We start from the raw sequence: 20328 nt of genomic DNA on the forward strand, positions 1-20328 counted from the left end.
AATTTGTTGTTACGATACTTTTTAAAACCAACTATTCCTGCTTATTTCTGCTTTTCTGAATTACACCATGTCAAGATAAACCGCAGTAATGATGCTGTATAATTTAATAATTCATCAATATTTATTTGCTCGTCCACTGCATGGGCATGCTTTATTTCCCCAGGTCCATAACAGACAGTCGGAATGCCATATGCTGCAAGCCAACCGCCATCAGTTACTGTTTCAGACATTCGAACTACAGGCTCCGCACCGAATTCAGCATGATGACTTTCTTGTAACACTGCAAAAGCAGCATGTTCCTTATCTACAGAGAAAGACGGGAAAATTTCACCTCGATCCACAATCATCGATTCTCCTCCCCACTTAAAAGTAGGTAAATGATCTCTCATCCAGACATCTGCTTCAGCCGCTTTTCGTATATGGGATTCAATTTCCTCTGCAACTTGCTCAGCAGTCTCATCAGGATAATAATGAACGGTTATCCATAAGCGGCATTCATCGGCAATAAAAGCCGCATGTCTTCCTCCCTCAATTACTGCAGGGTTAATTGTATTCGTGCCTGGCGGGAAACCTGGGTAGGACTTAGTCACTGCCCAATGGCACTCCAGCTCCTGTAGGGCTGTAAGCAGTTTATTCATCTTTTCAATCGCACTTGCTCCTTTCACACCGCCACCTGCATGGATGAGTTGGCGGCGTATCCCATCATGATGCGTGGTTGGGCTTTTCACCGTAATCCAACCGGTAATAACACCGCCCTGTCCATGGATCTCACAGTGACTCGTGTCTGCAACAATGGCATAATCTGCTGTGTATCCTCGCTCACCACATTGCTTTGTTCCTGCTTCTCCAACCTCTTCACCAATGACAGATTGAAGAATGACATCACCACCAAGCTGAATATGGTGGTCATGTAAAATACGCATGGCAAATAAACACGCTGCCAGACCTCCTTTCATATCCGCTGCTCCCCGTCCATATAACGTACGTCCTTCTACTACTGGCTGAAATGGCGCATGTTTCCAGTTTTCATCTTCCTCAATGGAAGCAACATCCACATGCCCATTAAGAATTAGACTGTTGTATGTATCGGAAGCAGTTCCATGCAAACGGCCGACTACATTCGGGTCACCTGGGTAAACATCCCACTGCTCTGTTTCAAAATTCATTTCCTTCAGGTAACTTGCAATATAAGCTTGAATATTCTCTGTATTCCGCGCAGGGGGCGCCGGTGTCTTGAAGCGAATCAAATCGCTAAGGAGTTCCACTAATTCTTCCTCCCGATTTCGTACATCCTGAATCAATTTATTCATTCCAATGAACCTCCCAAAGCACGCAAAAAAGCCACCTCCTGATATAAAAAGTGGCAGAAAAGTTTATTTCATTTGCCAATAGGCATATTCCGCCCACTTCCCTCCGCTAGTACGAACTAGATCAGGTCAATAAGGGTTAAGGCATATGCCTCTCTCAGCTTTATAAGCACCCCTAGTGGATCAATTACGTATTTACTTATCAAGTTTAGATTACCACAAGTAAATGTAAGCGTAAAGCAGAATTTAAACTACAATTATTCCTTCTATCATCTTTTGTAAAACGCGCTCGAAGTTAATTTTTATTAGTATATGCACTAATTTTAATGCGACAAAAAAAAGAAAACCGGAAACTATTCTAATAAATAAAGGGATTTTGCAGATACATGTCGAATAAGTGTCTTTAATCCACATAGAAAGGGGCAACCTCTATGCTTATCCAACCAGCAAAATTATCTCCAGGTGATAAAGTAGCCACTGTCAGCCTCTCATGGGGCGGAGCAGGTGAGCCTTCCTTGCGTTGGCGCTACGAACAAGGGATAGAACGTCTAAGGTCTGTTTTTGGACTTGAAGTTGTTCCGATGCCTAACAGTTTGAAGGGACAAGCTTATTTAGCAGAACATCCTGAAGCACGAGCAGAGGATTTGATGAACGCTTTTCAAAACTCTGAGATCAAAGGAATCATTTCTAATATTGGTGGTGATGATAGCATTCGATTGCTTCCCTATATTGATTTTGAAATTATCCGCAGAAATCCAAAGGTTTTTATGGGGTATTCCGACACAACCATTTCTCATTTATTCTGCTTCCATGCAGGCTTATCCTCTTTCTATGGGCCAGCCATTATGACAGACTTTGCGGAGAATATTGCGATGGATGATTATACGGTTCAAGCAATTCAAAAAATGCTCTTTCAACCAAAAGCCGTTGGTGAGATTCCGGCACCAGAACAGTGGACAAGTGAATTTTTGGAATGGGATATTTCGAATAAATCCATCTCCAGAACAAAGCATCCGAATCGGGGCTATGAGCTGTTGCAAGGGAGCGGTATAGCAAAAGGAACACTTATTGGCGGCTGTATCGAAGTGCTCGAATTTGCCAAAGGAACAGAAATTTGGCCAAAGCAAGAAGCTTGGCAGGACAGCATTCTCTTTTTTGAAACATCAGAGGAACAAACAGACCCAGAATTAATAAAAAGATGGCTCCGAAACTATGCAGCTCAGGGAATTCTTCATCAAGCAAATGGAATGATCTTCGCGAAACCATATGATGAAATGCATTATGATGCGTACAAGGAAGTTATTTTAGCTGTTTTAGCAGAAAATCAGCTGACCGACCTTCCAGTATTATACGGGATTTCCTTTGGACATACAGAACCAAAGACACCGATTCCATATGGAAGATTAGCTCAAATTGATTGTAATCAACTATCTTTTTCACTTATAGAAGCAGCTGTCAGGGATTAAGGACGGTTGCTTTTTTGTGTTGTTAAATTTATGTCCGTCGCATTATCAAATTTAAAGGGTCAGTGATATAATATTGAAGCAAACTTCGTGAACCTTGCTTATCTGTATTTTTTAGAAGAGAATTACGAATGATCAGGAAAAATAATTCTAAGATAACGGCTTCTTACTTCATACAACTGGGTAGTTTGTAGTAATATAGATATAGTATCAACATCATCGCTAGAGGCTAATTACAAAATAAGCCTTCCAACCACATGCAGGGGGATTTTAAGGTATGACGAAAATTATCATTCCTGAAGAGGATATTGTGCTTGCTATATGTATGTACATTGCTGAAGAACAAAACATTGCGGTAGATGACGTCCAAGTAGAACTATTTTATGATGATTATACCGGATTTTCGGCAGAAGCCATTACGTCATCTGGAAAACAGGAATTGATTACCAAGCAAATTATTACTGCATTGAGAAAATGGATTAAAGAAAATCTCCACGCCGATCCATATGCAGGATTGAAATTGGATCTAGATAGACGGAACGGTATTTATGCACGTCTGCGCAGCGATAGTTAATTTCTAATACAGCTCTGATAGTATTTTTCATTTTTTAAGTTTTTTACATATTTTTAGATGATTGAAAGATTAAAAATTTGGTACAGTAACCTCTAATTTAATAGAACATTTATTTTTATTACTTTTTCTTTACGATATTTTCGCTTTAGAGGCTTCTTAAACACGTATATACATATAGTTAAAATTCCTTGTTTTCTATTGAATAGAAACAAGGAATTTTTTTATTGTTTAAATTACACATTCTAATCTCTCCATACATTTCCCCACCTGTTCTGATTCTTCGTACAAGCTCATATACTTAACCAATAACCGGACAGGAAAGGAGCGATATAGTGGATTTTATACAAACGGTCGGGCAGATTCTCCTCATAAATATTCTATTAAGCGGAGATAACGCTATTGTCATTGCCATGGCCAGCCGAAATCTTCCTGATCATCTACAGGCACGGGCTATTCGGTGGGGAACTTTTGGAGCAATTGCACTCAGAGTCGTCTTTGTCTTTCTAATGATTTACCTGCTGCAGCTCCCCTTCATCCAACTAATTGGCGGATTTCTTCTGCTGTATGTAGCGTATAAATTGCTGGTTGATAAACAAGATCACAGTCAAATGAAGACTGGGAATTCCTTACGAGAAGCAATAACGATTATTATTTTTGCTGATGTAATTATGAGCTTAGATAATGTTCTAGCCATTGCTGCGATTGCGGATAGTGATTTGCTTTTAGTGATTGCTGGAATTATTTTAAGCATCCCAATTATCCTGACAGCTAGTGAACTGATTTTAAAATTAATTCAACGCTATCCAATCATTATTTATATAGGCGCCGGTTTACTTGCTTGGACTGCTGGTAAGATGTTGTTAGAGGAAGATTTTGTCCAGCAGCTTTTTGCATCCCAAAAATACGGACAAGTTATCTTCCTCAACATCCTTACCATCTCCGTTCTCTTTATAGGAAAATGGCGGAGAAATCAATTGGATTTAACCATTTAGCCCATCCAAAAACCCTCTTACACAACGTTGATTGTACAAGAGGGTTTTCGTTCTGCTTTGATTATAACTTCTGGTAGGTTTTTGCTTTTTTTAATAACACAATCGTAATAATCAAGCCTATCCCCGCAAAACTCAACAGGATGGTTTGAATAGGAATACTGGCAGCTGATAGCCCAGAAACAAGCGCATAGGAAATGGGATCAAATCCGTTCATTGCCAGGAATATAATACTCATGACTCTTCCCATAATATAGTTTTCTGTTTGCTCTTGTGCTCCCGTAAAGAATGGAATAAATACAAACGACATGGAAAAACCAATAAAGAATACAACGATAGTCAATAACGTTAGATTAGGGACAAGCGCAAAAATAACATAAGCTATTAATGCCCCGAGTAATCCAAACAAGGAAGTTCTTCCTTTTCGTTTGATTAATACAGAACTGAGTATTCCTGTACCAGCGACCAAACCTATACCAAGACTAGCTTCCATATAACTTAAATTGAGCGGTGTTCCTCCATAGCTTTCCACTAAGAAAGGAATCGCAATTTGCAAGGTTCCAAATACAAAAAAGTTCAGTGTAATCAAAACAGCTAATCCCGTCATCAGAAAGCGTGAATTACGAATATAAGCCAGGCCTTGCTTGATTTCCTTCAATGGCTTTTGCTTTTCCTGCAGTGCAACAGGATCTTCATTAATAAGTCGTGGATAAATAACTACTGCAGATAGGAGTGCTAAAATCATTGCCACAAAGTAACTGCCGCTGACTCCAATTGATTCCATAAGCACTCCAGCAATAATCGGACCCGCTACAAATGAGACCTGGTCCACACCTTGGAATAAGGCATTGGCACGCTGAAGCTGACTTTTCTCAACAATTTTAGGAATCATCGATGAACTTGCCGGACCAAAGAAAGCATCCAGCATGCCAAATCCTGCTGCAATGAACAAAAGCAGGATAATAGATAACCCATCGTTTTTAATTAATAAAAATAAAACAAACAAGAGAACTGCTTGCACAAAGTTTGCCAAAAACATAATTGTTGTCTTTTTATAACGGTCCGCTACAACGCCTCCGAAAATCATCATTGCAATCCTCGGCACCGTCGCAGCAATTAATACAAGACCCAAAGAGCTGGCAGATCCACTATCGCTGATTACGAACCATGTTGTTGTTGTCAAAAACATACTGTAGCTGACAACACCAAAAATCCCAGCAATAAAAAGCAAGACAAATGTACGATTTTTAAATAAAGGCTGTGCTCCCATACTATCTTTCCTCCGACTTTTCTAATTTATCGCAGTGTAACTGGCTGGGACTGGGACTGGGACTGCGATTACTCGTCCCATCGAAGGGCTTTTGTAAGACTCCCACTTCAATAAATGAGTAAAAAATTATATTTCTAAGTGGGAGATCTAACAGCCAGTAACAGCCCGATTCGTTCCACTAACCTTCAGTGGGGGATGAAAGAAAACCCCCACTGAAGGAAGTTTCACTTTATTGAACAAAGCTATACTATGAACAGGAATGCTTTGTATAATTATTTGCACATGACATGTAACTAAACATGCTTTATAATAAAAAACAACGAACCCTACCGACCGTTCGTTTCTAAAGGAATTGTATCTTACAATAATCACTTTGTCAAAGGAGAATGACCATGCATACAAAAGAAAAAATATTAGTAGAAGGGATAGAGCTTTTTGCAACACTTGGCTACAACGGAACCTCCATGACAAAAATTGCTGATCGAGTTGGCCTGCAGAAGTCCTCTCTTTATGCACACTATAGCAGCAAAGAAGCGTTATTTTTGGATGTAACGACAAAAATCGCCGCAGATTATGTGCATTTTGTAAAATCTACTTTTGAGAATGATGGAAAAACAACAGAGGAAAAGCTGCATCTCTCTTTTCAGGCACATGTAAAAGATATGGCAAACCATGACAGCAGCATTGAATTCTATAATCGCTTCTCCTCCTATCCTCCACAAGGTTTCGAGGATAAAGTTTTGAAAGTGCTACGCGAGAGCGAGGAACAGGCAAGGGCAGCGTTTAAAGAGGAAATTAAAAAGGCCCAAGAAGATGGGTCCATTACCAAAGAAGTTTCTCCAGAAGAGGCCGCAAGAGCTTTTTACGGTTTATTGGACGGTTTATCTTATGAAACAAACTACTACGATATGGATATTATTGAAAGTCACGGGGAGTCCATGTGGAAGGTGTTTTGGAGGGGGGTTAAGGCATAGACCTGCCCTTTCTCCTATTTATGAGCTATTTAATAATGCAGATTGAGACAATACATGAGGGACTGCTCCTCTATACTTCATCTAAGCTAAAAATTCTCCTCCACTTCTCTCAAAACATCTCGGTAAGCCCTTACGCATCCTTCCATTTAGACTGCTAATGGAAGATGTACATCCCGCTAAAAGGAAAGATCAAGCATTTTTACAAGAAGAACGAAGAATTAACAGCAGGTGCAAATTGTTGAACAACTTGCATTTGTATAAAGTTTATAAGCAGTTGCAGCGTTTTCTCGCATATGATATGTTTAACAAAATCACACGACGGGATGCTGATATAATGATAAAAAAACTTCTTTGTCTTTGTACAGTCATTTTTTTAACCGCTTGCAATTCCTCCAATTCTAGTTCTGAAAACCCTGCTTCCGATATCGAGCCAGCCGATGCCGCATCTAAAGAAATCGTCCAGTCAGGATTGAATCAGCTCGGATTTGAAGCTCTCACTCATCTAGACAAGAACGATGACGGGAACTTATTCCTATCTCCTATCAGTATTTGGACAGCGTTGAATATGACCTACCATGGTGCAGGCGGGGAGACAAAAACGGAAATGAAGAAAGTTCTTGGTTTAGAGGACATTCGTTCTGATGCTGCTTTACTTTCCGCGAATCACGCTCTGCTAACGCAACAAACAGAAGATATTCAAGAACTTGAACTGCACCTTGCAAATGCGTTATGGTTCAAAGAAGGCCGTGAAATCGACTCAGCTTATCAAGAATTGTTGGAGAAGAATTATCTCGCAAAAATAGAGCCTTTGACAACAGCAGATGCGATTAATAATTGGGTTGCTGAACAGACGAATGACCGGATTGATAATATGATCGATGAAATTGACCCTAATTTGGTACTGTTCCTGCTTAATGCGGTTTATTTTCAAGGAGACTGGACGTATCCATTTGATAAAACCTTAACAGAAGACCGGGACTTTCATTTAGAAGACGGCAGACTAAAAGAAACACCTACAATGGTATTGTATGAGGAAAGTTTAGACTACTGGGAAGACGAGGATGTTCAAGTTGTTTCCTTGCCTTACGAAGGGGAAGAAAGTCTTCAGATGCAGATTTTCTTGCCGAGTAAGGATACGAGTATTTCAGATTTCCAGGAAGACTTTTCATTAGAGAAATGGCAGGAATGGACAGAATCCATGGAAGCACAAACGGGATCCGTATTTCTTCCATCCTTTACTTTGGAATATGAATCCGAATTGAATCGTCTTTTCATGGACCTTGGCATGGAGCAGGCCTTTGATCCAGATCAAGCTGATTTTTCCAATATGTTTGAATCAGCAGAAGACAGAGGCGCCTATATCAGTGAAATTTATCATAAAACATTTATAAATGTCGATGAAGAAGGAACAGAAGCTGCAGGTGCTACCTCTGTTTCTATCCAAGAATCCTCTGCAGTTATACAAGATACCTTTCTCATGGAAATCAACCGGCCATTTCTATTTACAATTACCAATACAAAAGAAAATATTATTTTATTTATAGGAAGCGTTGAAAATCCTGTAACTCCATAGAAAAGGATGGTGAATTGCCATCCTTTTATCTATGAAATTTTCGTTCCGTTTGTTACTTTTTCATCTGGACGGAGTAAAACTACATCATCCTCTGCTTCCATTCCCCCAACCACAAGCACTTCTGATTTAAAACCGGCAATTCTGCGCGGCGGGAAATTAACTACCGCTACAACTTGGCGCCCTATCAAGTCTTCCGGAGTATAACGTTTTGTAATTTGTGCAGATGATTGTTTTTCACCAATCTCTTCTCCAAAATCAATCTTTAACTTAATTGCCGGTTTGCGCGCCTTCGCAAGCGGTTCTGCATGTAATACGGTACCGACACGTAAATCCAGCTTCATAAAATCTTCAAACGTTGCCATTTCATTATCCCCCTCGTATAAATTTTCGAATTATTTCTATTGTCTCTATCTTAGTAAATATTCATACTCAAAAGCAACTAATCAAACCAAAATAGGTGAAATCCCCTTTTTCCAGCCGCTTCTCTGCCATATTGAAACTTTTTATCTAGCTAATCGTATGTATATTATCTATCATCGACGGAGGAGATTTCATGCTACAGGTACATATTGACGCTGCAGGATATCAGCAAAAAGAGCTTTACCTCAATGATATTCATTTCACCATTCACCCAGGTGAAATCGTTGGTCTTCTTGGGGCGAATGGTGCTGGAAAAAGTACAACCATCAAATCTATTATCGGTACGATTGAACATTTTTATGGAAACATTGATTTGGAAAAAGGGAAACAGCTTGCATATATCCCCGAAGAGCCGATTCTTTATGATCGTCTTACGCTCTGGGAACATTTGCGGCTTGCAGCTACTTCTTATGAAATGCCAGATGATATTTGGGCCCCCAGGGCAAAAGAACTTCTCAAAAAATTTTCCCTTACTGGCAAAGAACATGAGCTCCCAATTCATTTTTCCAAGGGGATGCGGCAAAAAACATTGATCTGCCTCAGCTTTATGACACAGGCAGATATTTATATTATCGACGAGCCCTTCATTGGCTTAGATCCGATTGCAACAAAGCATCTGATTAACATGCTGTACCAAGAAAAAGAACGCGGGGCCGCCATATTAATGTCTACCCATGTACTCGATTCTGCCGAAAAGCTGTGTGACCGATTTATACTTTTAAACGGGGGGCAAAACGTCTTTCAAGGAGAATTACAGGAACTGCAACTACAAACCAATCAGCCTGCAGGAACGTCTCTATTAGACTGTTTCTATGAATTATTAGAGGAGGGGGCATCATGAAGGGCCCCGCCCGCACGTTATTTTTAGAACGCCTGCGCTCAGATTACGCTAATCTATGGGAAGCTAGCAAGCTTGTATTAGATTGGACATTATTTATCTACTTGCTGATTCCAGGGACAGCCATTGCCGCATTTTTTTACATGGAATGGCTGCAGGATATTCCCTTCATTTTAAGCCTGATTGGCTGGTATGGCTGGATGACTGTATTTGCGGCAAGCTTTTTCTGGCATGATATCCGGTTATTCACTTACCTTGCAGACCAACTTTTCTTAAGCAGAAATATTCCCTTATTGCGGCGTATCTCTCAATATGGGCTCGTCTATTCAATTGGTACCAGCCTTATTATTGCAACACTATTATTTGCCCTAACAGCGCCATTTTTAAGTAAACTATTCTCTCTAACTTTACTTTCTTTAGGGTATGTATGGCTCTACTATCTTACAGGTGTATGCCTGTTTGCATTGTGGAAAAAGTATGCACAAATTCATATCCACTCTCTTATTTTACGCATTATTTCTTATCTCATAGTCCTTGCGGTGTGGATAAGTTTATCACGATTTATTATTTATCATTATTATTTGTGGATATTGTGGATAATTATAAGTATCATAGTCATCTTGATGTTAACTAACAGGCTTTTCTATAACGGAACGCATTTTTTAAAAATTGCTGAAATGGATGAACAGGCTCGCGCAAAATGGATTAATCTTTTATTTACAAATGTGATACGCCAAGGCTACAAGCCACCTTCACGCGGACGTATTTGGCTCTGGAAGAACTCACAGGTGATGTTCCGGAAACAGAGCAGCGAAATGATTTTTACAGATGCGTATTTTAAATCTTTCTTTCGGAATTTAGCTGTGATGATGCCGCTTATTCGACTTGTAACACTTTTAATCGCCGTTCTGATATTAGCTGCACCACATTGGACTGGCTACATATTTTGGCTTGCTTCCATTTATATCATTGTGGATATTACAAAAACAGGCTGGCTTGGTTTTCGCTTCGATTCTTTTATAGAGCTGTTTCCCTGGAAAGAACCCATGCTGCGGAGCTCCTTGGAGGCCAGTGTGTTACGTCTCAGCTTCCCCATTCTTTTTGTGATCGGACTCCTCTTTGGATACTTGAAATTTGGGCTTTGGGGGATGACGATTTTCTCTATCATCAGTGTACTGCTGGGTATGGGGCTGATTTATTGGCACATTCGTTATGTACCGGTGCATAACGTATCGCAAATCGAATAATCCTTATCTGCTTTCTTGTTTGAAAAGCCCAATCGCTTTGCTTCTTCTCGAGCGGGTTCCATCTAGGTTGGAGCGGGTTGACTTACTTTCCGAGCGGTTCCATCTGATTCCAAGCTCGTTTAGCTTCATTTGAAGCGGAGTAACATATAAGCTACATGCATCAAACTTCTTGTAACTTTTATCAATTTCATTAAAATGAATTTTGCTGTAAGCTTAACCTAAATAATTTTTTGAATGGAGATTATCCACATGCAGAGAATATTAATTGTTGATGATGACACACACATCTTGCAATTTGTCCGGATTCAGCTTGAGAAAGAAGGCTTTCTCGTTTCCGAAGCAAAAGATGGTACCGAGGCTTTGTCTATATTAAAGAAGACGAACTGCGATTTAGCAGTGGTCGATGTTATGATGCCATTTATGGATGGTTTTGCGTTAACGAAAGAGATTCGTAAAAAATATGATATTCCGATTATTTTACTAACAGCCAAAGGGCAAATTGAGGATAAAGAAGAAGGCTTTCTTGCAGGAACAGACGATTACTTAGTAAAACCATTTGAACCCCGCGAATTAAGTTTTCGTATTCATGCGTTATTACGCCGATACAGTCAAGAGGACGCAGATCGTACCCTTCACTTTGGAGATACTATCATAGATTTGAATAGTTACGAGGTAACGATTGGGGATAAAACCCTCTTACTCCCTTTAAAGGAATTTGAATTATTAACACTATTGGCAACTTATCCACAGCATGTATTTACTCGATCGCAGCTTATCGAAAAAGTTTGGGGTGTCGATTATGAAGGAGATGAACGAACTGTGGATGTGCATATCAAACGATTGAGACAGCGTTTTGCTTCCCTTACTTCTGCCTTTTCCATTAAAACGGTTCGCGGAGTTGGATATTGTTTGGAGCCAGCAGACGAATGAGATCACTTTATGTTAAATTTGCTGCTGTCACAATTGGAATCATGTTGCTTAGCGGTGTTATTGCCTTTTTTATATCGAACACGTATTATCAACATTCGCTAAAGCCTCAAAACGATGCAAAAAATACGTCTATCGCTTTAGAAATGGCCTCTTTTATTGAAAATAATCCTGATATATTGATAAACGACTACCTAACAAATATGGCAGACGTCGGTTATCAACTTTTCCTTGTGGATAACGATGATAATAATCGTTTTTTCGGCGCTGCATTTCGGGAAAACAATTTGGAGACTGCTGTGATAGAAAATGTGTTGGGCGGGGAAATCTACCATGGTATGCTTCATTTCCCCCAAGAAACCTTTGTGACAGGATTTTTTGCCAATGAATTAAAGAATTCTATTGGTGTTCCGCTTACGTATCAAGGAGAGAACTACGCGTTATTTATCCGGCCAGACATTAAGCTTTTATTCAATGAAATGCATTTATTATTCGGGGTGCTTTTTGCTTTAACGATTATTTTAAGCATTTTATTTGTCCTTGTTGGCACAAATTACCTCGTTAAGCCTATTTCCCGGCTTAGCCATGCCACAAAACAATTGGCAAAAGGAGACTTTCATGTGGATATGTTAGATACGAGACGAAACGATGAGTTAGGTGAGTTATCCACAAGTTTCTCACAAATGGCAAAACAGATTGCGGAAAATGAGCAGCTGCGTAAGGAATTTGTTTCAAATATTTCCCATGACATTCAGTCCCCGTTGTCCAATATTAAAGGATATACGAATTTACTCGAGGAAAAGGAGATTGCAGAAAAAAATAAACAGCAATATATTTCGATTATCCATGAAGAAATTGGACGGTTATCCACAATGACTGAACAATTGTTACTGCTTGCTTCCCTGGAACATGAGCAGCATATTGTAAAAAAGAAATGGTTTAATGTTAGCGAGCAATTAAAAAACCTATTAAAGAGCTATCAATGGCTGATTCAGGAAAAAGAAATTATGCTGAGCTACAGTCTTCCAGATTTGGATATTTATGCTGACCCTTCTCTATTAAATACAGTCTGGGATAATCTGCTCTCCAATGCACTAAAATATAATCAACTCGGTGGCAATATTGATATCCAGCTCACGTACACTGATAAGAAGTGCTCGATATCTTTTATAGATACAGGCATCGGTATATCCGAGGAGGAAGCGAAACGCATTTTTGATCGGTTTTATCGCGCAGATGTCTCTCGTACTAGAAGTGTTAAAGGAACCGGGTTAGGCCTATCTATTGTAGCCACCATTGTCGAATTACATGACGGGATAATTACCGCCCGGCCTGTTGAAGCATCCGGCACCATTTTTACCGTTACTTTGCCACTTTCTAATGAATAGGCTCTTTATGACAGACTGTTAAGCAAAGAGCAAAAAACGCCTCTCTGATTTAAGGTTTGTTTTATCATTATCTCTTCCTGTTCATACAGCGTTCATATTTATTCGCTAATGTAATGCAAAAGGAACAAGGAGGACATTCTAATGATTAAAAATCCAAGTCGTTTGTTATTAATTTTGGCAGGAAGTTTCGGTCTTATCGGTGCTGTTTTAGGTGCACATATGGCCGGTTCAGGCTCTTATGCATTTCGCCCTGTTCATGCACATAGTTTAGTTGTTGGGTGGCTATCCCTTTTTTCTTGGGCAGTTTTTTATAAAGTATTTCAACCAAGAGCCTCCATCTTAACCGCTATCCATGTATGGAGTGCAATGGTCGGCTCCATTGGCTTAACTATCGGAATGTGGCTGTACATGGTGCAACCACTCGAACTGCCACAACCCCTTACACTTATTCTTTATATTGGCGGCGGGGTTATGCTCTTAATTAGTTTTGTCTGCTTTTTCATTCTCACACTGCTCACTAAAACAAGTCAATAAGTTAAGATTGTGCCTGTTTGTCTCTCCATAAGAGCAAGCAGGCCTTTTTATGCGGAGAAAAATGAGCATGGAACTTTTAGAAATGCCCTGCTACCTTACGATTATATTTTCATTTGAAATTTCCTGTTCATGTTGTGTTCATATTTCTATTTTATATTCTTCATATACTAGAAATCAGGAGGTCAACGTAAAATGAAAATGGCATGGAAAGAAATAAAGAGAAATAAATTACGCTATACGATACTAGGCTCGATTGTTTTTCTAATCAGCTTATTAACATTCATTATATCAGGCTTAGCAAATGGACTTTCACAGGATAATGCTTCGCTAATAAAAAATCTGCCGAATGGTACTTTTTATATGACAGAAGATGCAGATGAAACCTACAACTTCTCAACAATACCAGAGACGCAACAGAAGGAAATTTTAGATGAACAGCCTGATGCCACCTTTTTCTCTATTCAGATGGGGAACTTTATAGATGAAGCCGATAAACAGCGCAGTGTTGCTTATGTGACTGCAACGGATGATACGTATTTTCCAGATGTCAAAGAGGGCGAAGTGATCTTAGACACTTCCATGGAAGAAGAAGGGATAGCAATTGGTGATGAAATAACTAACGAGCAATGGAATCAAACATTAACTGTAGCGGGCTTTGTAGAGCACGAAAAATACAGCCACTCTCCAGCAGCATTTATAAGCCAAGCTGACTTTCAGGAACTATTTCATACAGATTCCATGCAGATAGGTTTTATTACCGAGGGCGCAATTAATGATACAGCCGCATTCACTGATTTACAGCCTTTTTCTAATAGTGATTTTTTAAATACCATTCCAAGTTATAATGCAGAACAGATGTCACTCAATATGATTGTTATTTTTCTGCTTGTGATCAGCGGAATGTTATTTGCAATCTTTTTCTATATGATTAATGTGCAAAAGCTCGGTATCTACGGTATCTTGAAAGCGATTGGTGTAAAAACTGGAAGGCTATTTCAAATGATGTGGGCACAAATGCTCTTCATCTCCATCATCTCATTAGTATTCTCCATTCTAATCAGCCAGTTATTTCAATGGCTAGCACCAAGTGGAATGCCATTTCACTTAACTTTACAGACAACGCTGCTTCTCTCGATTATTTTTGTCGTCATTGGATTTATTGGGGCAACTTTATCAGGCATTCAAATAAAGCGTGTTGAACCAATGCAAGCTATTCAGCAAGGAGAGATGTAAAATGAGTTTATTTCATATGAATAACGTCAAAAAAACTTTTTCACATGGAGAGATCGAAGAAGAGATCTTAAAAGGAATTCATGTCACACTTCCCGAGGGAAAAATCACCGCCTTAACTGGTGCTTCTGGTTCTGGAAAGAGTACATTACTGACAATTGCAGCCGGATTGCAAACAGCCTCAGATGGCCATATTTCTTTTCAGAAGGAAGATTTGACAGCGATGCGTAATGAAAAACTTCGTCAAATTCGGGCGAAACAATTTGGTTTTATTTTTCAATTTGCCCATTTAGTACCTTTTTTAACCGTGGAGGAGCAGTTAGCATTAATGCTGGAAACAGCGGAATCCCCTCTTTCCAGGCAAGAAAAGAGTAAGGAAATCAGGGAGGTTTTAGAACTTGTCGATATGTGGAATCGAAAAGACGCTTATCCCGCTTCTTTATCCGGCGGAGAGAAACAGCGCGTCGCTGTAGCTAGGGCCATTATTCATAATCCCAAAATACTCTTTGCGGATGAACCTACTGCAAGTCTCGATTCTAAACGCTCAGAGGATGTAATGAAGCTGATTCAGAAACTTTCGAAGGAGCGGAATATCACTGTTTTAATGGTGACACACGATATGGACATGCTTAACTTTGTCGATCATGTAATTGAAATGCTTGATGGAAAAATCGTTAAAAAATAAACACCATAGATCTATCTAAGTAATGGGATTGGGGCAAAAAGAAAGTAAATCCTCTAGAAGTCGAACAATATGCAAATAGAGCGTAGGAAATATACGTAGACTCCTGTGGGAAAGCGCAATGGTTTTCGGTGGGACGAGTAACCGCAGTCCCAGTGTGAAGACCCCGCAGAAAAAGCGAACTTCTTTTTCTACCACAGGCATAAGCGCGACTTTGCTTCTGTCTGCGCCTGTTGGCTTGCCAGTCAGCAAGTCTTCTTTAAAGGAGGCTAAGGACAAGCCCACGGAAAGCGGAGTATATTTCCGAAGCGGGTAATCGCGCTGATTATGTTCGGAATTTGCTGGATAAATAACACTTTTGTCTCAGCCTCATTACTCATTCTTGCACACTATACTCTCTTACTACCTTTAATATTTCTTCGTCTGTCCAGAGGTCCTCCACTTGATTTTGAACATCATGAAAGTTTTTATCAAAAGCTAAATTCACCAGCTCTGTCTCTTTTTTATCGATTGCTTCGATGATCAATTCATGATTATGGATAATACGCTCAAAATCTTTTTCATTGGTCATCATCCGGTAACGCATCGATAAAATAATTAGACATTCTAAAACTGGCTTTAAATTATTCCATAGCATCATAATATGATGATGGTTAATCGATTGAATAATTATTTCATGAAATTCAAGATCTAGAAAAGAAAATTGATCCACATCTTTATATTTAATGGCTATTTTCATCATTTCAACCATTTTTTCAAGTTCCTGAACGAGCTTATCCGTATTCATTTCTAACAGACGCTGAAAGGTAAAAGACTCTACCATTAAACGAACATCATAGATTTCTTCAATATTTTTCTCAGAAATACCAACCACTACAACCCCCATCCGCTCGGGACGGACCAGATTTTCATTTGCTAATACACGTAAAGCTTCTCTGACTGGAGATCGGCTTACTTCAAATAAAGTTCCTACTTGGTTTTCAGAGAGAACGGTTCCTGGCTGAACTTCCCGTGAGATAATTCTCATTCTGAGTTCTGCAAGTACTTGTTCCCCTTTTGATTCTTTTCTCAACTGCTTCTTCGGATAAAATGTCTTCACCTCATATATCCTCCTCTACCTCTCCCTGTTTCACTGAATACTTGTATACCAATATAGTGACATAACCCCTGGATTTTGTAAACGGTTGCCGACAAATACCACAAAACATTCACTTTTTAATCTATCTTTTTATATTTTTCTAAAATAGATTGCCAGAAAGGGGCTTTAAGGCTATAATTTTCTCATTAAGCTAGTTATTTAAATTGAAAAGAGGAGAAGTAATGAAAAGACCGGTAAAAATTTTTGCATTATTCCTAATTCTATTTATTGTTTTACCTGGTATTGCTAGCGCACAATCAAACCATTTCCAAAAAGAGCTAGAAAACTATTTAACAGAAATTAGTTCAGAGCGTGGATTGACTGTCACAAAAGAAGATATTGCATTCTCTGTTTCTTTCTATGACTATTATTTAGAGGAATTTGATACGGTTAAGGATTTAAAAGAGTTCTTAGGAGAAGTCATCCAAAAGGACGGAAGCAATTTAAATCCGATTTACGATGATTATGAAATTGACCAGGCAAGGTTAGAAGCAACTTTGGCTGAATTTGGAGAAACACTAGAGGATTATGTTTTCCTAGATGACCTTTATACAAAAGTTGGATATTACCTATATGAAATAACTCCAAGAGACCCTGATTTTGAGCAAAATTTAACTGCTTACTTAAATGAAACAAGTAATGCCCGCGGTTTTCAAGTTAGTAAAAATCATATTAAAACTTCTTTAGCTCTTTACGGAAGCGCTTTAAATGATTTTAAAACAGTCGATGAGCTAGCTGAATTTCTAGGGGAAGTTATAAAGAAGGACTTAAGCAATATAGGACCGTATTTTGGGATGAATCAAAAAGATATCCTACAGCTTATCTCTGAGAATGGCTTGGATATAAGCGACTATGTTTACTTAGATGATTTATCCTATGATTTGGATGGAGAAATTATTTGGGAAGAGGATATCTTTGATTTAAGTTTCTTTATGCATGAATTTGCTTTAACAGAAGATGAGCTGCTTCGTTTGGAAGAGCATGTTCACAACATTCCTGGGATTACTAGCGATGAAACAATAGAAAGAATGCTAAACACAGCTGACCGAATGATGGCATTTGCTGATTTTGAAACAGTTAATGAATTAACACCGGGACAAATCGCTGAGTTAATGGCCATTTTCAAAGAGTTTATTGATATCTTCCAGTTCCATGTAGAATTTGTACTTGTTACAGATCAAGGAGAAGAGGCCCTGTCACTGCAAACATTATTCAACTTAACAAAGCTAGAAAATGCAGATTTGCAGGTCAATATTTATAACCTGCAAGGCGACTTCCTTGCTGACTTAATTATTTCCGGGGAAATGGTAGAATCCGATGCTATTATCGATACGGGCAAGGCCATTCAAACCGAAGCATCTAAAAAAACAGCGTCTACAACGATTGAAAAAAATGAAAAGGAGATTCCATCAGAAAAGGCCAGTTCTTCGGATGCTGCACAATCCCCTTCCAGCGTAAAGGGAAAAAAATTACCTGATACTGCTTCAAACGAAAAGGGAGAAAAACTACCTGATACCGCTTCAAATTATACAGAGTATGGCATTTGGGGTCTGGTACTTATGATAATAGGCGGCGCCCTGCTGCTTTTAGCAAGAAAACGAAACATATAGCGTAAATAATATATCATCTGGTCACTTGTGGATATCTTGTGGGTAAGTGTTATAAAGATATCCACACCCTGTGCTAGTGTACACTCCAATATAATCTAAGGCTTAACAAAACTTAATTCATAGAGTTAAAAATCTAGCAATGTTATATTAAGGGGAGAGAAAAGATAATTGGAAAGGACGGAATTTCAATGTCTATCGTGCTGCAGCGTATCTATGAAAAATCAAAAGAGTCAGGCTATCGCGTGTTAGTTGATTTAGTTTGGCCAAGAGGGGTTTCTAAAAAAGAGGCAAAACTAGATGACTGGGCAAAGGAAGTGACACCTACTCCATCGTTACGAAAATGGTTTAACCATGATCCAGAAAAATTTCCGGATTTTAAAGCAGCTTATAAAAAAGAATTGCTAAATGATGATGAGAAAATTAAAAAATTGACTGAGCTTCAAGAGCTGCAAAAAGAGCAAACCCTTATTTTATTATATGCCGCCAAAGATAAGGAACATAATCACGCATTGATTTTAAAAGAAGTATTGGAAAGTGAGTTGCCTTCCCCGAATAAGGAAGGTTAACTTCATAGTCTATCAAACCTTATTGAGATGAAATGAAGCGTACCTAGATCCATCGAAGGTACGCTTTTGTTCTTTATACATTAAAATTAACAATATACTTATGCAAATCCGTGCGGTAATAGGCAATAGAATATTCTACAAGCTTATTCCGCTCATCATAAGAAAAGCGTTCACGCTGCAGTAACGGCTGTATCTCTATTTCTAGCATTTTTGCAATAGCTGGCTGCGGGGTGGACACACTGAATTCATCCTTGAATCGGAAAAAGCGAATTCCTTCTTGATATAACATGTCATATAATGAATTGACAAATACATCAGGATCCTCTGGCAAGGAAATGGATGATGGAAGATAATGCCTAAAGTGAATATATGGCTCACCATCTAATGTGTAGAGACGTTCCACGCAATAAGCACCGTCACCGGCTAATGTACTAATAGGCGGATGGATATCCTCTACTTTTGTAACCTTAATCAACTTTTTTCCTAATTGATGGCCTTCTCCAATCAGGTACTCGGAAAAACGCTGGCCTTTTGAAAGTTTGGAAACAGCTTGATTAGCAAGTACAGTGGTTCCGATACCACTTCTTTTTTCCACATACCCTTCTTGAGCTAATTGTTCTACGGCCCTGCGAATGGTAATTTTGCTCACTTCAAATTCTTTCTCCAGTTCTGGCTCTGAGGGGATTAAGGTGTTTTTGGGATATTGTCCGCTAATAATTCTTTCCTTCAAAATATCCTTTACTTGCAGGTATAATGATCCTTGTCTCACGTTTAGCTTCATCGCAATCTCTACCTTTCTTTATCCAAATCCACTTATCAAGTCGATGCTAAAGCTTCCATTACGTATACACGCGATTTTATGATAACTTTTCTTCTCCTCTTATTGTACCAGCAATAGGACCAATGCTAAACTTTGTACGTCTATTAAAAATCATTGTAATAGTAAGAACAGATTACGTAGCCGCTTCATACTTGGCAAATGTTTTAGAAACACCCCAAGTAATGAAATAAGCAGTGAGACTGCCCCCAAAAAAGAAAAGGATAGCTGGGAACGCCTGAAGGATAAAATAGCCTGCCAAACCGATACAAACCATTATAAATACAGTGAGTATCGGGTGAACAATAGCAATAATTAACGGCCACTTTAGATATTGTATCGTTTTCAGTTCAAAATGGACATATACCGGAAAAAAATAAACGATAAGAATAACCAGTAAAGCAAAAACGATTACGACAGAAAATTGAGCCATCTGATAGACTAATGCACTTTGCGCTCCAAGAATTTGGAATTGAATCGAAAACAAGTACCCTACCAAAAATAGAATAATGCCAATCCGATTTGCTTTCCAAAATTCCTGACGATAAGTCTCCCAAAACATTGGAAAAATCGACAGTTCCGCTTCACCTCTCTGCCATTTACGTACAATAGAAAACATCGCTACTGTTGCTGGCATGATTCCAAAGATAACAAGACCTGCAATTGTAAACAGAACCCATAATATATTTAGGTAAGCCAAACGTGTTATCCAAATTGCGAATATATAATATCCACGAGCTACTTCTGCCATCGTCATCTCTCCCTTTCTTTATAACCTCCT

The 20328-nt window shown here is 38.9% G+C and carries 20 protein-coding genes and 1 riboswitch; of the genes, 14 read left to right on the forward strand and 6 right to left on the reverse strand.

The genetic code is table 11. The features are described from left to right. Positions 1 to 41: 41 nt before the first annotated feature. Entirely contained in the window at positions 42 to 1310 is a 1269-nt protein-coding gene (locus tag KI343_RS15900) for an acetylornithine deacetylase (protein WP_212927411.1), read from the reverse strand. 81 nt (positions 1311 to 1391) lie between these two features. Then, positions 1392 to 1494, reverse strand: a riboswitch (TPP riboswitch). A 244-nt stretch (positions 1495 to 1738) separates the two neighbouring features. Here KI343_RS15900 and KI343_RS15905 point away from each other — a divergent pair. From KI343_RS15905 to KI343_RS15915, 3 genes are all read left to right on the forward strand, one after another. After that, a complete protein-coding gene (locus tag KI343_RS15905) occupies positions 1739 to 2773 on the forward strand; it encodes a S66 family peptidase (RefSeq protein WP_212927412.1) in 1035 nt (344 codons plus the stop codon). Positions 2774 to 3047: 274 nt separating this feature from the next. Continuing rightward, on the forward strand, positions 3048 to 3344 hold the full coding sequence (locus tag KI343_RS15910; protein ID WP_212927413.1) for a DUF2653 family protein: 297 nt from the start codon (positions 3048 to 3050) through the stop codon (positions 3342 to 3344). A gap of 332 nt (positions 3345 to 3676) precedes the next feature. Beyond that, positions 3677 to 4336, forward strand: a complete 660-nt coding sequence (locus KI343_RS15915) for a TerC family protein (protein ID WP_212927414.1) — start codon at positions 3677 to 3679, stop codon at positions 4334 to 4336. Between the two features lie 61 nt (positions 4337 to 4397). On the opposite strand, the gene KI343_RS15920 is transcribed toward KI343_RS15915, so the two are convergent. Further along, a complete protein-coding gene (locus KI343_RS15920) occupies positions 4398 to 5603 on the reverse strand; it encodes an MFS transporter (protein WP_212927415.1) in 1206 nt (401 codons plus the stop codon). A gap of 392 nt (positions 5604 to 5995) precedes the next feature. Between KI343_RS15920 and KI343_RS15925 the strand changes: the two genes are divergently transcribed. Together KI343_RS15925 and KI343_RS15930 are read left to right on the forward strand one after the other, a co-directional pair. Continuing rightward, positions 5996 to 6577 (forward strand): TetR/AcrR family transcriptional regulator, encoded by a 582-nt coding sequence (locus KI343_RS15925; protein ID WP_212927416.1) that lies wholly within the window; start codon positions 5996 to 5998, stop codon positions 6575 to 6577. 334 nt (positions 6578 to 6911) lie between these two features. After that, complete coding sequence (locus KI343_RS15930) at positions 6912 to 8150, forward strand: serpin family protein (protein ID WP_212927417.1); 1239 nt, start codon at positions 6912 to 6914, stop codon at positions 8148 to 8150. A 29-nt stretch (positions 8151 to 8179) separates the two neighbouring features. Here the strand turns inward: KI343_RS15930 and csaA are convergent, their stop codons facing one another. After that, positions 8180 to 8512, reverse strand: coding sequence for a chaperone CsaA (gene csaA, locus KI343_RS15935; RefSeq protein WP_212927418.1), 333 nt, complete (start codon positions 8510 to 8512; stop codon positions 8180 to 8182). Between the two features lie 191 nt (positions 8513 to 8703). On the opposite strand from csaA, the gene KI343_RS15940 reads away from it, so the two are divergent. The 7 genes from KI343_RS15940 (at position 8704) to KI343_RS15970 (ending at position 15419) form a co-directional block, all read left to right on the forward strand. Further along, the gene (locus tag KI343_RS15940) at positions 8704 to 9411 is read left to right on the forward strand and encodes an ABC transporter ATP-binding protein (RefSeq protein ID WP_212927419.1); all 708 of its coding nucleotides are present in this window, start codon (positions 8704 to 8706) and stop codon (positions 9409 to 9411) included. Then, positions 9408 to 10655: an ABC transporter permease gene (locus KI343_RS15945; protein WP_212927420.1), complete on the forward strand. Its 1248-nt coding sequence runs from the start codon at positions 9408 to 9410 to the stop codon at positions 10653 to 10655. Before KI343_RS15940 ends, KI343_RS15945 begins: the two co-directional genes overlap by 4 nt. A gap of 249 nt (positions 10656 to 10904) precedes the next feature. Continuing rightward, positions 10905 to 11585, forward strand: coding sequence for a response regulator transcription factor (locus KI343_RS15950; RefSeq protein ID WP_212927421.1), 681 nt, complete (start codon positions 10905 to 10907; stop codon positions 11583 to 11585). Continuing rightward, on the forward strand, positions 11582 to 12970 hold the full coding sequence (locus KI343_RS15955; RefSeq protein WP_212927422.1) for a sensor histidine kinase: 1389 nt from the start codon (positions 11582 to 11584) through the stop codon (positions 12968 to 12970). The genes KI343_RS15950 and KI343_RS15955 overlap by 4 nt, the downstream gene beginning before the upstream one ends. Before the next feature lie 141 nt (positions 12971 to 13111). Further along, complete coding sequence (locus KI343_RS15960; RefSeq protein WP_212927423.1) at positions 13112 to 13504, forward strand: hypothetical protein; 393 nt, start codon at positions 13112 to 13114, stop codon at positions 13502 to 13504. A 192-nt stretch (positions 13505 to 13696) separates the two neighbouring features. Next, positions 13697 to 14737: an ABC transporter permease gene (locus KI343_RS15965; protein WP_212927424.1), complete on the forward strand. Its 1041-nt coding sequence runs from the start codon at positions 13697 to 13699 to the stop codon at positions 14735 to 14737. Between the two features lies 1 nt (position 14738). Next, positions 14739 to 15419, forward strand: a complete 681-nt coding sequence (locus tag KI343_RS15970; protein WP_212927425.1) for an ABC transporter ATP-binding protein — start codon at positions 14739 to 14741, stop codon at positions 15417 to 15419. 373 nt (positions 15420 to 15792) lie between these two features. On the opposite strand, the gene KI343_RS15975 is transcribed toward KI343_RS15970, so the two are convergent. Continuing rightward, positions 15793 to 16515, reverse strand: a complete 723-nt coding sequence (locus KI343_RS15975; RefSeq protein WP_212927426.1) for a GntR family transcriptional regulator — start codon at positions 16513 to 16515, stop codon at positions 15793 to 15795. Positions 16516 to 16736: 221 nt separating this feature from the next. Here KI343_RS15975 and KI343_RS15980 point away from each other — a divergent pair, with 221 nt between their 5' ends. Both KI343_RS15980 and KI343_RS15985 read left to right on the forward strand, forming a co-directional pair. Further along, positions 16737 to 18164: a processed acidic surface protein gene (locus KI343_RS15980; protein WP_212927427.1), complete on the forward strand. Its 1428-nt coding sequence runs from the start codon at positions 16737 to 16739 to the stop codon at positions 18162 to 18164. Positions 18165 to 18352: 188 nt separating this feature from the next. Next, the gene (locus tag KI343_RS15985) at positions 18353 to 18730 is read left to right on the forward strand and encodes a DUF488 domain-containing protein (protein WP_212927428.1); all 378 of its coding nucleotides are present in this window, start codon (positions 18353 to 18355) and stop codon (positions 18728 to 18730) included. A gap of 73 nt (positions 18731 to 18803) precedes the next feature. Here KI343_RS15985 and KI343_RS15990 read toward each other — a convergent pair whose 3' ends face one another. Continuing rightward, a complete protein-coding gene (locus KI343_RS15990) occupies positions 18804 to 19511 on the reverse strand; it encodes a GntR family transcriptional regulator (RefSeq protein ID WP_212927429.1) in 708 nt (235 codons plus the stop codon). Positions 19512 to 19683: 172 nt separating this feature from the next. Then, on the reverse strand, positions 19684 to 20298 hold the full coding sequence (locus KI343_RS15995) for a YesL family protein (RefSeq protein ID WP_212927430.1): 615 nt from the start codon (positions 20296 to 20298) through the stop codon (positions 19684 to 19686). Positions 20299 to 20328 lie beyond the last annotated feature (30 nt).

This window comes from Oceanobacillus sp. J11TS1, from assembly GCF_018333215.1.
Lineage (GTDB): Bacteria > Bacillota > Bacilli > Bacillales > Amphibacillaceae > Oceanobacillus.

Excerpts from the sequence above, each read along its gene's own strand:
- KI343_RS15900 (WP_212927411.1), bottom strand. The coding sequence starts at position 1,310 with ATGAATAAATTGATTCAGGATGTACGAAATCGGGAGGAAGAATTAGTG.
- KI343_RS15905 (WP_212927412.1), top strand. The coding sequence starts at position 1,739 with ATGCTTATCCAACCAGCAAAATTATCTCCAGGTGATAAAGTAGCCACT.
- KI343_RS15910 (WP_212927413.1), top strand. The coding sequence starts at position 3,048 with ATGACGAAAATTATCATTCCTGAAGAGGATATTGTGCTTGCTATATGT.
- KI343_RS15920 (WP_212927415.1), bottom strand. The coding sequence starts at position 5,603 with ATGGGAGCACAGCCTTTATTTAAAAATCGTACATTTGTCTTGCTTTTT.
- KI343_RS15925 (WP_212927416.1), top strand. The coding sequence starts at position 5,996 with ATGCATACAAAAGAAAAAATATTAGTAGAAGGGATAGAGCTTTTTGCA.
- KI343_RS15930 (WP_212927417.1), top strand. The coding sequence starts at position 6,912 with ATGATAAAAAAACTTCTTTGTCTTTGTACAGTCATTTTTTTAACCGCT.
- csaA (WP_212927418.1), bottom strand. The coding sequence starts at position 8,512 with ATGGCAACGTTTGAAGATTTTATGAAGCTGGATTTACGTGTCGGTACC.
- KI343_RS15940 (WP_212927419.1), top strand. The coding sequence starts at position 8,704 with ATGCTACAGGTACATATTGACGCTGCAGGATATCAGCAAAAAGAGCTT.
- KI343_RS15945 (WP_212927420.1), top strand. The coding sequence starts at position 9,408 with ATGAAGGGCCCCGCCCGCACGTTATTTTTAGAACGCCTGCGCTCAGAT.
- KI343_RS15950 (WP_212927421.1), top strand. The coding sequence starts at position 10,905 with ATGCAGAGAATATTAATTGTTGATGATGACACACACATCTTGCAATTT.
- KI343_RS15955 (WP_212927422.1), top strand. The coding sequence starts at position 11,582 with ATGAGATCACTTTATGTTAAATTTGCTGCTGTCACAATTGGAATCATG.
- KI343_RS15960 (WP_212927423.1), top strand. The coding sequence starts at position 13,112 with ATGATTAAAAATCCAAGTCGTTTGTTATTAATTTTGGCAGGAAGTTTC.
- KI343_RS15965 (WP_212927424.1), top strand. The coding sequence starts at position 13,697 with ATGAAAATGGCATGGAAAGAAATAAAGAGAAATAAATTACGCTATACG.
- KI343_RS15970 (WP_212927425.1), top strand. The coding sequence starts at position 14,739 with ATGAGTTTATTTCATATGAATAACGTCAAAAAAACTTTTTCACATGGA.
- KI343_RS15980 (WP_212927427.1), top strand. The coding sequence starts at position 16,737 with ATGAAAAGACCGGTAAAAATTTTTGCATTATTCCTAATTCTATTTATT.
- KI343_RS15985 (WP_212927428.1), top strand. The coding sequence starts at position 18,353 with ATGTCTATCGTGCTGCAGCGTATCTATGAAAAATCAAAAGAGTCAGGC.
- KI343_RS15990 (WP_212927429.1), bottom strand. The coding sequence starts at position 19,511 with ATGAAGCTAAACGTGAGACAAGGATCATTATACCTGCAAGTAAAGGAT.
- KI343_RS15995 (WP_212927430.1), bottom strand. The coding sequence starts at position 20,298 with ATGGCAGAAGTAGCTCGTGGATATTATATATTCGCAATTTGGATAACA.